A 12792-nucleotide genomic window follows, 5' to 3' on the forward strand; every position below is an offset into this window, starting at 1 on the left:
CGAATTGACAGATATATGCATAGTGTGAAAGCCTGGTTTATTTATTAGCACAAACGGGTATACATGTAAATATCATTAATATGTGTTACTATATTATTATCTTTTGTTTTAACGGATATATAAGATTCACAGCAAGCACCATGACTTGCGGCGGCATTTACTAAGGAAAAGGAGAGAGCAGGTTTCTCTATAGCAAGCCTCGGATTTATTGAAAACGATGCAGGCGTTCTTGTAATAATTTTCTTGCAAAAAACATAAAATAAAAAACTTTACATTTGTATGTATTTTATGATACTTAGGAAAAATATTTTTAAAATGGACGAAGAAGATTTTAATAGATTATCAATGAACAAGATCAAGCTTTTTTTGAGAAAAAGTTTTACCTCCATCACTATTATGGTAGTGCCACACTCAAAAATCAGGCCTTTAAGAATCAAGGTGCCTGCAATCGCTTTGTTTTCGTGCCTTCTGCTTAGCATCATCGGTGCTGTTTATGTAGTATCCATAGGGGTTAATACCATAGAGTATTATGGGATGAGGAGAAAGCTTAATTATATTTCCTCGCAATTCAGTGAACTGAAAATCGTGATGTTTTCTCTCAAAAAGGCTGAGGCCGAGTTTTCAAAGCTTCTTTCTCTTAAATCCAAAAAAACCATTCTTGAAGAAGCGGACTTTGCAAATACCGGCGCCCTTAACATTGAGTTATTAAAAAAACAGGTTGATGAGACAATCCAATCTGTCTCAGAAATCAGAATATATATTGAGGAACAGAAAAATCTTTATCATGCAACTCCAACAGGATGGCCATTGAAGGGTACGATAAATTCAGGGTTTGGCCTTCGGGAACATCCTATTTACGGAAGAGATGCATCTCATTCAGGGATAGATATCGGTGCGTCCATCGGTACTCCGGTAAAAGCTACAGCAGACGGTATGGTAAGTTTTTCAAGCTGGCACAACGACAGCGGATATATAGTAGTGCTCGAACACGGACATGGCTTTACAACCGTTTATGCACACAACAAAGAAAATCGTGTTAAGGTCGGTCAAAAGGTAAAACGGGGAGAAGTGGTTGGAGTTTCCGGCTCCACTGGCGCCACAACAGGTCCACACCTCCATTATGAGGTCTGGAAAAACAGAAGACCTATTAATCCAGCTTCGTTTTTAAAGGACATATCATGATATTCAGAAAAAAAGAATCGTCGCTTGAAGTGATTATAGGAGCTGAATCCAGCATTAAAGGCGATCTTACCAGCAAAGGTATTGTCAGAATGGATGGGACAATCGAAGGAAGCATAAATGCGGACTGGTTGATAGTAGGCGAAACCGGTGCGATAAAGGGCGATGTCACTTTAAGAGGTATTGTGACAAATGGAAAAATAGAAGGAAACATAAAATCAAAAGAAACTGTAGAAATAAAATCCAAAGGCATTGTAGAAGGGGATATTGATGCAGACTGGATAATGATAGGTGAGTCCGCGATGGTCAAAGGCGATGTTACTTTGAGAGCTATAATCATAAACGGAAATATAGAAGGAAACATACAATCAAAAGAAATAGTAAAGATAAAATCCAAAGGCATTGTAGAAGGGGATATTTATACACTAAAACTCGCAATATCTGAAGGCGCTATTTTTGACGGCCGTTCTTGTATGCAAAATATCACAGACTCAGACAATAAGGATGTTTTGCCCTTTGAACGAAAGGCGAAGAAGTCTCTATAGATTAAAGGTTGTCTCATATATTAAAGTGTGTTTTATGAAAAATACCAATAGATTCAGTTCCTACAAAAATGGATATATCGGATATATGCGGCTTGAGTTACAGACTTGTTTATCAAAACATTCGGGATTCTTGTTTTTATTTGGCTTCTTTTATTGAAAAGACATAAATTATGGATAACACGATGATAGGTCTTTATTTCGCAACCTTCTATTTTGCAATACAAAATGTGCAACCCAATACTTTTGTGAATTTTTATGATAAGGTTAAGTTTAATAGCGATCAGGCTATATAGATTTTTTTGACACTGGTTTAGACCACAACAAACGGTTAAAAAGGAGGAAAAAATGATAAACATTGCTCCTGGGGGCTCAGGTGACGGCGAAGAAAAGGTCACAACGGTAATTGCTGATGATTTAGAAATTCAGGGTACCATGAAATTCAAAAATTCTCTCATGATTAAAGGCATTCTCGAAGGAGAGATTATATCTGAGGGTTTGTTGATTGTTGGACCTACTGCAAAAGTTGCAGCCAAGATTACTACAAAGGACCTTATATCTCACGGTGAAATTCAAGGGGATGTTACTGCCAGCGATCGAGTTATGCTGAAAAGCACTTCATCCCATAATGGCAATATTACGACGCCATATATTGTGATAGAGAGCGGTTCTATCTTTAACGGATCCTGTATTATGAAGAGGGAAGAACCTGTTCAAATAGCGGATGTTGTTTTTACTGAGGCTATGGTTGAAAAAGAAACAGTATCCGAAGAAGAAATAACGGAAGAAACAGAAATGCAGATAACAGAGGAACAGATAACAGAGGAACAGATAACAGAGGAACAGATAACAGAGGAACAGATAACAGAGGAACAGATAACAGAGGAACAGATAACAGAGACTGTCTGGTCCACTACAGAGGAACAGATAACAGAGGAACAGATAACAGAGGAACAGATAACAGAGGAACAGATAACAGAGGAACAGATAACAGAGACTGTCTGGTCCACTGAGGACGAATATTCTGTGCCGAAACCACCCAAGGCGGAACTATTTTGAATTTTGTAGTTCTTAAAACTTTTGTTATGTTTTTAAAAAAAACTAAGATAGATTTTAATAATTTATCAAATCTAAGGAGGCAAATATGACCAACACAACTTCCAGCGTTTCTGACGTAGTTGAAAAAGATGTTACCACGATACTTGCTGATGATTTAGAAGTTCAGGGTACAATAAAATTCAAAAGTTCTCTCATGATAAAAGGTGTTCTCGAAGGAGAGATCATATCGGAAGGGCTATTGATTGTTGGGTCTACTGCAAAAGTTAAAGCAACGATTACTACAAAAAACCTCATATCCTACGGTGAGATTCATGGGGATGTTACTGCGAGCGAGCAGGTTATACTGAAAAGCACTGCAGTTCATAACGGTAATGTCACAACACGAAATATTGTGATTGAGAATGGTTCGGTTTTTAACGGTTCCTGTATGATGAAGGCCAGAGATATTAATCCTGTTTAACGGGACTTTGCTTGGTTAGACACTTGTATGAGATACCATGGGAACATCAGCATAATATACAAAGGATTTCAGGGTTTTTAGAGAATGAAAAAGCATTTTCAGAATCCAATATGTTTTGTTTGGTATTGAGTAAATCAGGCAATGCTGAGATAATAATGAAGATGTGGATCACAACAATGACGTAAACTTGTTTCATAAATTTTAAAAAAAGGAGACTAAAAAATGACAAACTCAGTTTCTAATACCTCTGATGTCGGCGAAGAAGGTGTTACCACGATACTTGCTGATGATTTAGAAATTCAGGGTACAATAAAATTCAAAAGTTCTCTCATGATAAAGGGTGTTCTCGAAGGAGAGATTGTATCGGAGGGGCTATTGATTGTTGGATCTACTGCAAAAGTTAAAGCTACGATTACTACAAAAAACCTCATATCCCATGGTGAGATTCAGGGAGATGTTACTGCCAGCGAGCAGGCTATACTGAAAAGCACTGCAGTTCATAACGGCAACATTACAACACCAAATGTTGTAATTGAGAGCGGTTCGGTCTTTAACGGCTCTTGTATCATGAAGAGAGAGCCTGTAGGCGCTTAGAGGTAATAAGAAAGAATAATACAGTGCATCAAGACCATATTTTGCTTTGTTTACAAAAAGGTGTTTATATTGCAATTTTGTATAATGAAGTGAAGGGATGTAAATCGTTATTTACGTCTGAATTGTTTTTTCAGTTGATTCATGGGGTGTTGAGATTTGATATTGATACGCCCGGCCTTTTAGGATCTTTTGTCACATTTTCAGGATTAATAGAAAATTAAACAGAAAAGGATTCATACAATCTTTATGGTGCGAAGTTGGACAACTGGTAAGGTACATCCTTATTATCCAGCAGTTCCTTTTTTCCGAAATAGACAAAATTATCAGCAATTTCCCTCAGCGCTGTTACAACCTCTCTATTACTTGATTTCACAAGGGGTTTTGAGCCTTTGGCCAGTTGTTTTGCCCTTTTAGCGGCCAAGTGTACAAGCTCGAAGCGGTTTTCAACTTTTTCCATGCAGTCTTCAACAGTTATCCTTGCCATTTTTCTTCCCCTTTACGCTTTTAATGATGTGTCTAAACGCTGCGTATGCTTTCTCAAGATTGTCATTGATAATAGTATACTCGAAAAGGTATTTTTTATCAATCTCTTCCTCTACCCTTTTCATGCGTATATCAATCTCTTGTTCTTTTCTGAAGGAGAGCCTCCTTATCAATTCATCTTTTGAAGGGGGTTCAACGAACACAAGGCAGGCATCCGGGTATTGTTTTTTTATGTTTAATGCACCTTTTACGTCAATATCGAGGAAAATATCCTTTCCTGTTTCCAGTATATCCAGAACCTCTTTTTTTGGCGTGCCATAAAAATGGCCGTGTATGTTCTCCCATTCGAGGAAACTTCTGCTTTCCGCCATATCCTTAAAAGTCTTTTCATCAATAAAATAGTAGTTCTTTCCGTTTACCTCACCCTTTCTTATCACCCGCGTTGTATAGGAGACTGAAAAAACAGCATTCCGGTCTTTCCTCAAGAATCTTTCAATGAGTGTGCTTTTCCCTACCCCGGACGGCCCGGAAACGACAAATAGCCGTCCTTTTATTTTGTCTCTATGTCTACCGCCCTCAGTTGTGCCCTCATCATTCCACATTCTGTGCCTGTTCCCTCATCTTTTCTATCTCTACCTTTATATGAACAACCCTTTCATTTATGTATAAATCGTTTGATTTGCTTCCGATAGTGTTTGTCTCTCTGACCATTTCCTGGATAATAAAATCAAGTTTTCTTCCGATAGCATCATCAGATTTCGGCGTGTTATTAAAGTTTTCAATATGCCCCTTCAGCCGGACAATCTCTTCAGAAATATCGAGCCGCTCCATATAGATTGCCAGTTCCTGCAAAACCCTTATTTCATCTATGGAGGCCGTTTTTATGATCTCCATCATTCGTTCTTTTAATTTGTTTTCATGTGCTTTGATGATAAGGGGCCATCTTTTTTCTATTTCTTTGAGATTCTGTGTAATCTTTTTCAGCCTGCCAGTCAGATCTTTCTGTATTATCTTTCCTTCTTTAACTCTCTCCTCGTCAAGCTTTTTCATCAGGTTTTCGAAGGGTTTTGCAAGGATTTTTTCTGAAATATTGTTGTTTTCCTCGTATGTGATAATATCTCTGAAGCTCAGAATGTTTTCTATTGTCAACTGGCCTTTTAAGCCGAAGTTTTTCTTCAATATACTTAGCACTTCAAGGTATTGTCTTACGGCATTTTCATTTACTTTAAGAGCATTTGACCCCCCGTTCGACTTTTCCCATTTTATCGTGATATCTACCTTGCCGCGCTTGATATAACGCTTTACAAGCTCCCGCAATTTTTGTTCACCGGCGTAATCTATCTTCGGGAGTTTCAGGCCTATTTCAAGATACCTGTTGTTCAGCGCCCGTGCCTCACAATTCAGTCTTCCTTCTTCAAATTCCATTTCAACCTTTGAAAACCCTGTCATGCTTTTGATCATTATCGTATCCTTATTTTAGTAGAATAATCCACGGTAGGTGTTTTGTAGTAAGAAACAGTGTATTTGCCGTGAACTGCTCGGAGGATTGTGGATGAGTTACCCATCTTCACAGGTCCTTATTTTCTCCTTCAAAATGCTTCTCCATCCATTGAAAATTGCAATAATCTCCTCACTGCCATAGTCCGGGTAGGTCCATTCAATAGGCCTGTATGTATTGTTATGGTATATAAGCGTTAGTTCCGCATATATGCCGCAATTGAGGTAAACCCTGTGGGCATAACCCTTTGTTGTGGCAAGGACGACATTTTCAAGAGAGATATACCCCGGGTCGATATTGACAGCCCTCTTTCCTTCTGATGAGAGAGATGCTTCTATGCTGTTTGTTTTAAGCTTTATACTCGGCAACTGTTCTCTCTGAAAAAGTGGTTCGAAGAGGAGAAAAATCCGTGATAGGTCGCTCCCCATCTCCTTTTCATAGTAACGTGTATAATAAAAAGACATAGAAGCCGTCTTGTCCAGTATATTTCCTATTGCCTCCCGGATGTCTCTTTCAGTGTTCTCCATGTGACAGTTATCCTTGAATATTATACTCGTAAAAAATTGAACGGACTTGGGATTGTTTACAATTCCCATGATATAAAATACTCCCGGTTTTTTTTCTCTTTTGCCCGCGGTGCTTCAATTTCACTCGTAGGCTTTAAGCCGAGCCCCATGCCGAATAATTTTATATCTTCAATTGCCCTCTTTATCTTTTCGACATCCTTTACAATACCACCCTTGCCTACCTCAAACCGTCCAACCTCAAATTGTGGTTTTACAAGGGAGACAACATGACCGTTATTACTCAACAGGGGAATTGTCACCGGCAGGATCATTTTCAACGAAATGAATGAGACATCGATTGTGATAATATCTACCTGCTCACCGATATCTTCAAATGTGAGATACCGGGCGTTGAGATTTTCTTTTACGATAACCCTTTTATCTGTTCTTAAGTGTTCATGAAGCTGGTGCGTTCCCACATCAACGGCGTAAACAATTGATGCGCCGTGCTGTAACAGACAATCTATAAATCCACCTGTTGATGAACCTATATCAATTACTTTTTTACCCTTTACATCTATAGAGAATGCTTCAATTGCCTTCTCAAGCTTTATGCCGCCATAGCTGACATAAGGTATGGGATTTTTTTTAACCTCTATGGGGGCATCGTCACCTATTTTTCTGTCCGGTCTTGTTATACGCTCATTCCCGGCATATACCTCTCCTGCCATGATAAGGATTTTTGCCTTTTCCCGTGACGGGGCAAGTCCTTTCTTTGCGAGGAGCACGTCTATCCTTTCTTTAACCATTGACGTATTACCTTCTTAATACCTTCCGTATCAAGACCAATCTTTCCTCTTAATGTCTTCTGTAGCCCATGGGGTACAAATATGTCCGGTATTCCCAGCATCTTCAAAGGTACGGCTATACCTTCTTCAGAGAGCACCTCCATTATGCCACTACCAAACCCGCCGATTAAAGCATTCTCTTCAACGGTTAATATACATTTTACATGTGTTGCCGTCCCAATCAGCATTTCTCTGTCCATGGGTTTTATAAAGCGTCCGTTTATGACAGTAATGTGGATGCCTTCTTCTTCCAACTCTTGCGCTGCAATCAGAGAGGGGTATACAAGGTTGCCGCAGGCAATGATCGCAACGTCACTGCCCTCTTTTAATTTTTCCCAGGTACCGATAGGGATTTCGTGAAAGTTTTTATGAATTTCTGTGCCGTGTGCCTTACCTCTTGAGTACCGGATAGCTACCGGTTTGCCATACAGGTAAGCAGAATAGAGCATTTGCCGCAGTTCATTGCCATCCTTAGGGCTCATAACTATTATGCCGGGAATGTGTCTGAAATAGGTAATGTCAAATGCCCCATGATGGGTTGGACCATCCTGTCCCACAATACCACTTCTGTCAACGGCAAATATGACAGGAAGCCCCTGGAGACATACATCCATCATGATCTGGTCGTATGCCCGCTGGAGAAACGTAGAGTATATCGCCACGAATGGTTTAAGTCCTCCAAGTGCAAGGGCGGCTGCAAATGTAACGCCGTGCTGCTCAGCGATACCAATATCGTAAAATCTCTCAGGAAAAAGTCTTGAAAATTTGTCGAGGCCCGTACCAAGCCCCATTGCTGCTGTGATGGCTACAATCTTTTCATCCTTTTCTGCAAGTTCTGTGATGGTGTCCCCGAAAATGTCCGTGTAGGTTTGGGAACCTTTATCTATAGGGGCGCCCGAATCTATCTCAAAGGTTGAGACGCCATGGAACCTTGCAGGATCGTCCTCTGCATGGGGGTAGCCTTTACCTTTTTTTGTAACCGTGTGAATGAGTATCGGGCCTTTAAGTTTTTTGATATTTTTCAGATTTTCCATAAGATGGTTCAGGTTATGGCCATCAACCGGCCCGAAGTATTGAAAGCCAAGCTCTTCAAATAACATACCGGGTGTTACAAAACCCTTTACCGCCTCTTCAATGTGCATTGCCGCCTTATATACCCTGTCGCCAACGGCCGGTATGTTTTTCAGCATCTTTTTAAGCTCTTCCCTTGTATTGTTTATAAATTCGCCGGTCATAATCCTGTTCAGATAAGATGATAAGGCGCCGATGTTCTTCGATATTGACATCTCGTTGTCGTTCAGTACCACAATGATATCGCTTTTTAAATCCCCGGCATGGTTCAACGCTTCAAAAGACATACCGCCTGTTAACGAACCGTCACCGATGACAGTAATAATCTTATATGACTGGTTCAATATTTTCCTTGCCTCAGCAAGACCGACAGCAACGGAAATGGAATTGCTTGCGTGCCCTGTGTTAAAAACATCATATTTGCTTTCCTGCTTACTCGGAAATCCGCATAATCCATCATCCTGCCTCAGTGTTCCAAATAGTTCTCTTCTGCCGGTTAAAATTTTATGTGCGTAGCACTGGTGCCCTACATCCCAGATGATCTTGTCTTCAGGCGTATTGAAGATGTAATGGAGGGCGACGGTGAGTTCGACAACACCAAGGCTTGAAGAGAGATGCCCCCCTGTTTGCGAGACCGTATCTATGATGAGTTTCCGTATCTCTGCTGACAGCCGTATAAGCTCGGAAATGGTTAATTTCTTGAGATCTTCAGGGGAATTGATTTTTTCGAGAAACATCAGGAAACCCTGTTACAGATATACCCTGCAAGGGCAGAGAGTATTTTTGAATTCTCTCCCAGAAATTCTATAGCCTCTATCGCTTCTTCAATAAGCTGTTCTACCTTTATTTTTGATGCCACTATGCCATAATGTTTTATAAAGGTCTGTTTGCCGGAGTCTTTTTTAAGTCTTTTCCCTACGATATCCTCATTGCCTTCTGCATCTAATATATCATCGGTAATCTGAAAGGCAAGACCTATGGATTCGGCATATTTCGTAAATTTTTTTAGTTCTTTAACCTTTGCTCCTCCTGTTATTGCACCTGTTCGCACAGAAGCCCTGATAAGGGCTGTAGTTTTATGCATGTGAATGAAATTAAGGATATTCTTTGTCCCTTCCTTACCATCGTAGAGCACATCCATAACCTGGCCGCCAACCATACCGTTAGCACCGGCAGCCGAAGCAACCTCAAAGATAATTTGTTTCAGTATCTTTGGACTGATTCTGTAAGTATAATGGTTGTCGGTCATAATCCTGAAAGCTTCAGTCAGGAGACCATCGCCTGCCAGAATGGCGATTGCATCACCGAATACTTTATGACAGGTGGGTTTACCGCGTCTTATGTCATCATTGTCAATGCTTGGCAAGTCGTCATGAATAAGGGAGTATGTATGTATCATCTCGATAGCGCAGGCAATGGGGAGCAAGTCATCGCTCGTTTTGCCGTTGGCTTCGCATGTGGCTATAGCAAGTATGGGTCTGATTCTTTTTCCATTGGAGAACAGTGAGTACTCCATGGCGTCTCTAAGTGTGCCGGGCGTTGTCTGCAAGGATGAAAAGATGTCCTTCAAGACGTCATCTACAATAATCCTTTTATCGTGAAGAAATGTTCCCAGTTCCACTTAAATATCTTCCTGAAGGAATGGCTTCTTTCCTGTTGAGCCGTCTTCTTTTTTTATAAGAATTTCGACTTTCTTTTCAATCTCATCAAGTCTTTTTGAAAGGTCCTTTGTTAATGAAAGCCCTTCTTTAAAAAGTGTTAACGCCTCATCAAGAGAGATATTACCCTCATCAAGCGTTTTTACTATGCCTTCGAGTTTTTTCAGTCCTTCTTCAAATTTCATAAGCTTGAATGCCTATTATAAAATTTAAAACCGGGGTTTTGCAAGTATTTCCATTGTCGGGAATAGCATTCAGGGGTCAGAATGTATTAAAATCTTTTTATATCGGATTCTCTGCTGACCCTTGAATGCTGAAAAAAAGTTATTGTGCCGCCATCATATATCAGATTTTAATTGCTGTCTTTAATCTTTGCGACAATCTCCTCACTGCTAAGGGAACTTATAGATTTTAAAAGCCCTTCTTTCCTGTAAAAGTCTATAAGGGGTGTCGTTTTCTCATTGTATGTCTCAAGTCGTTTTGTGATGGCTTCTACTGTTTCGTCGGCACGTTGTACCGCAGGTGAGCCGCATTTCAGACAGGTGCCGTCCGGTGCAGGCGGCTTGCTTTTAATGTTGTATATTTCCTGACAATCAGGGTTTGAGCAGGTCCTGCGGGTAGTCAGCCTGTCGAGTATAACATCTTTCGGCACATCAAGATCAATCACTTTGTCAAGTTTCAGGTTAAGCTTCACAAGCAGGTTCTTTAACGCCTCGGCCTGAGGAATAGTTCTGGGAAAACCATCAAGGATAAAGCCTTTTTCACAATCAGGCTCCTTTAATCTTACCCCCATTATATCCATGATAAGCTCATCGGGGACAAGCTCGCCGCGCTCCATATACCCTTGAGCCTTCTTGCCAAGCTCGGACCCTGCCTTTACTGCATTTCTCAGGATGTCCCCTGTTGAGATCTGAACCGAACCATCATAATCTGTCAATAATTTTGCAACAGTACCCTTGCCGGCACCGGGTGCCCCCAATAAAACAATTTTCATTACACGTCCTCCTTTTATATTATGTCCAATATTCTATTTGTTTTTTGCCTTTTCCTGCTTTTCTTTTCTCTTTTCTTTCAAAGTCTTTTGTGGTGCCTTTTTTGTTTCATTTTTAGGTTTATCTTTTCCTGTTGCCATAAAAACCTCCTGATTCGTAATTGAATAATTGAGTCTATCAAATAAAACAGAAAAAATCATTGATAAAAAAGGTCTGGAGTTCCCTGAGTTTTTGTCGGATGCAGCCGGAACGGGAATAAATCAATCTAAATCAACGAAAGCGATGAAAACACACGGCCTTTGTTTTTTTATCTCCAAGCATACAGTGGGATCGAGATTAACCCAATAAATATCAACACGCTTCATAATCAATGCCGTCTCCTGCGGTAACGTCCCACGCTGTCATGCCCTGGTTTAAAGCTTCGTCCTTCTCAACTGCCCGCACACTGCGTTGTTTTTGCCCGAGGCACTGCCTTCATCATGCTTTTGAAGAAGGGAAGGAAAAGGAGATTGCAGAAATGCTAACCACTCCAGAGATTCAGGAACTTCGGAAGAAGCTCTACCAGAAGGCCAAGCAGTATGCTGTAAAAGCCACTGGAAGAAGATGATTGGAAAGCCGTATTCGGGAAAACTGAACGTATGGTTTGATGAGGGGGAATTGGAAACCTATGACCGCTATAGTCCTTAGTATATGCGTGCATCAAAAAGCCCAAAAGCGGCTCCAGCAAGGTGCCAGTTCTCTACTCTACCATCATCCTTACCATGATCCTGGCGTCGCAGATCCGGACACCGTGAGAGGAGACGAATACAGGGTTTAGATCCATTTCCCGAACCTCGGGATGATTTGTGATAAACGTTGAAATCCGGAAGAGAAAATTCTCAACTGCCGGGAGATCAATCGTTCCGCTTCGAGGGTTTCTGAGCGCCCCGAAACCCTTAAGTTCTTCCATCATATCCTTCGCATCAGAAGCTTCTATCGGGATCAATCTGAAAGAAACATCTTTCATTGCTTCCACAAAGACGCCTCCCAATCCGAACATCAGAACGGGGCCAAACTGCATATCCATAAGCATCCCGACGATCACTTCGAAGCCGTTTCCCTGTCTCTGCACGATAATCCCGTCGAGCCTCTTTTCCGGGTAGTCTGAGGTAAAGGTTTCAACGATTTCTCTGAATGCCTGTCTCACTTCAGCTTCATCCTTGAGCGACGACCGTATTCCCCCGGTCTCTGTCTTGTGAATCACATCTGGCGATGAGAGCTTCAGCGTCACCGGAAGACCTATCTCCAATGCCTTGCTCGCGGCCTCATCCTCGTTCCTTGCCAGAAGGCTCTTGAGCACGGGGAACCCCTCCTTTTCAAGAAAGGTGAGAGCATCCACTCCAAGCAGCAATGATTCCACTTTTTTACCCCTTCCCATTCAATAATAAGCTGAACTTCCACAGGTTAGCCATTGCCAGTACGGCCCGCTCAGGAGTTGGAAGAATCGCTACCCCTTTTTTCCGGTCGAGCGCCTTTATTGGCTCATCCCATATGCCTAACAGGCTTTTGAAAAGGGCCTACAGCCTTCATATATTCTTCCATCCCCTCCGCCAGCCTCAGATTGGCTGACGCATACATGGCAAGGAAAATAACGCCGTCCGTGTACTCGTCATCGAGCACTGCCTTCAGGATTTCAATGATATTCTTAGGGTTGTACCATGCAGGCCCCATATCCACCGGATTTGTGCGAATAGCGATTGGAGGCAAAAGGTCATTGATTCTCTGCTGTGTTACCTCTGAAAAGTGCGATAGCTTGAGCCCCGCAGGCTCCAGAGCATCGGAAGCAATCATCCCCGGACCCGCCTGACCGGAAAGCACAGCTATGCGAGTTCCTCCCGGTAAGCGGCATGAATCGAGGGTTTT

At 41.3% G+C, this 12792-nt stretch carries 17 protein-coding genes; 6 read left to right on the forward strand and 11 right to left on the reverse strand.

From position 1 onward, the window contains the following. Positions 1–279: 279 nt before the first annotated feature. From NT178_13720 to NT178_13740, 5 genes are all read left to right on the forward strand, one after another. Positions 280–1182 carry a M23 family metallopeptidase gene (locus NT178_13720; GenBank protein ID MCX5813584.1) on the forward strand — a complete coding sequence of 301 codons (903 nt, stop codon included), beginning with the start codon at positions 280–282 and terminating at the stop codon, positions 1180–1182. After that, on the forward strand, positions 1179–1724 hold the full coding sequence (locus tag NT178_13725; GenBank protein MCX5813585.1) for a polymer-forming cytoskeletal protein: 546 nt from the start codon (positions 1179–1181) through the stop codon (positions 1722–1724). Before NT178_13720 ends, NT178_13725 begins: the two co-directional genes overlap by 4 nt. Before the next feature lie 345 nt (positions 1725–2069). Next, positions 2070–2780 carry a polymer-forming cytoskeletal protein gene (locus tag NT178_13730; GenBank protein MCX5813586.1) on the forward strand — a complete coding sequence of 237 codons (711 nt, stop codon included), beginning with the start codon at positions 2070–2072 and terminating at the stop codon, positions 2778–2780. An 85-nt stretch (positions 2781–2865) separates the two neighbouring features. Beyond that, positions 2866–3240: a polymer-forming cytoskeletal protein gene (locus tag NT178_13735; protein MCX5813587.1), complete on the forward strand. Its 375-nt coding sequence runs from the start codon at positions 2866–2868 to the stop codon at positions 3238–3240. A gap of 222 nt (positions 3241–3462) precedes the next feature. Further along, complete coding sequence (locus NT178_13740; protein MCX5813588.1) at positions 3463–3834, forward strand: polymer-forming cytoskeletal protein; 372 nt, start codon at positions 3463–3465, stop codon at positions 3832–3834. 244 nt (positions 3835–4078) lie between these two features. On the opposite strand, the gene rpoZ is transcribed toward NT178_13740, so the two are convergent. The 9 genes from rpoZ to NT178_13785 all read right to left on the reverse strand — a co-directional run bounded on the left by rpoZ (position 4079) and on the right by NT178_13785 (position 10892). Continuing rightward, entirely contained in the window at positions 4079–4318 is a 240-nt protein-coding gene (gene rpoZ, locus NT178_13745) for a DNA-directed RNA polymerase subunit omega (protein MCX5813589.1), read from the reverse strand. Next, the gene (gmk, locus tag NT178_13750) at positions 4299–4919 is read right to left on the reverse strand and encodes a guanylate kinase (GenBank protein ID MCX5813590.1); all 621 of its coding nucleotides are present in this window, start codon (positions 4917–4919) and stop codon (positions 4299–4301) included. Before gmk ends, rpoZ begins: the two co-directional genes overlap by 20 nt. Continuing rightward, the gene (locus tag NT178_13755; GenBank protein MCX5813591.1) at positions 4909–5778 is read right to left on the reverse strand and encodes a YicC family protein; all 870 of its coding nucleotides are present in this window, start codon (positions 5776–5778) and stop codon (positions 4909–4911) included. Before NT178_13755 ends, gmk begins: the two co-directional genes overlap by 11 nt. 96 nt (positions 5779–5874) lie before the next feature. Then, positions 5875–6411, reverse strand: a complete 537-nt coding sequence (locus tag NT178_13760) for a DUF4416 family protein (GenBank protein MCX5813592.1) — start codon at positions 6409–6411, stop codon at positions 5875–5877. Next, positions 6399–7130 (reverse strand): TlyA family RNA methyltransferase, encoded by a 732-nt coding sequence (locus NT178_13765; protein ID MCX5813593.1) that lies wholly within the window; start codon positions 7128–7130, stop codon positions 6399–6401. Before NT178_13765 ends, NT178_13760 begins: the two co-directional genes overlap by 13 nt. Then, positions 7112–8977, reverse strand: coding sequence for a 1-deoxy-D-xylulose-5-phosphate synthase (gene dxs, locus NT178_13770; GenBank protein ID MCX5813594.1), 1866 nt, complete (start codon positions 8975–8977; stop codon positions 7112–7114). Before dxs ends, NT178_13765 begins: the two co-directional genes overlap by 19 nt. Beyond that, complete coding sequence (locus NT178_13775; protein MCX5813595.1) at positions 8977–9861, reverse strand: polyprenyl synthetase family protein; 885 nt, start codon at positions 9859–9861, stop codon at positions 8977–8979. The genes dxs and NT178_13775 overlap by 1 nt, the downstream gene beginning before the upstream one ends. Continuing rightward, positions 9862–10083 carry an exodeoxyribonuclease VII small subunit gene (gene xseB / locus NT178_13780; protein MCX5813596.1) on the reverse strand — a complete coding sequence of 74 codons (222 nt, stop codon included), beginning with the start codon at positions 10081–10083 and terminating at the stop codon, positions 9862–9864. 167 nt (positions 10084–10250) lie between these two features. Beyond that, a complete protein-coding gene (locus tag NT178_13785) occupies positions 10251–10892 on the reverse strand; it encodes an adenylate kinase (GenBank protein ID MCX5813597.1) in 642 nt (213 codons plus the stop codon). Positions 10893–11260: 368 nt separating this feature from the next. Here NT178_13785 and NT178_13790 point away from each other — a divergent pair, with 368 nt between their 5' ends. Beyond that, positions 11261–11497 carry a hypothetical protein gene (locus NT178_13790; GenBank protein MCX5813598.1) on the forward strand — a complete coding sequence of 79 codons (237 nt, stop codon included), beginning with the start codon at positions 11261–11263 and terminating at the stop codon, positions 11495–11497. A gap of 132 nt (positions 11498–11629) precedes the next feature. On the opposite strand, the gene NT178_13795 is transcribed toward NT178_13790, so the two are convergent. Further along, positions 11630–12289, reverse strand: coding sequence for an acetate--CoA ligase family protein (locus tag NT178_13795; GenBank protein MCX5813599.1), 660 nt, complete (start codon positions 12287–12289; stop codon positions 11630–11632). Between the two features lie 122 nt (positions 12290–12411). Beyond that, positions 12412–12792: hypothetical protein (locus tag NT178_13800; protein MCX5813600.1), on the reverse strand; the 381-nt coding region annotated here is incomplete at its 5' end.

The sequence above is a fragment of the Pseudomonadota bacterium genome (assembly GCA_026388255.1).
Classification (GTDB): Bacteria; Desulfobacterota; Syntrophorhabdia; order Syntrophorhabdales; family Syntrophorhabdaceae; genus JAPLKB01.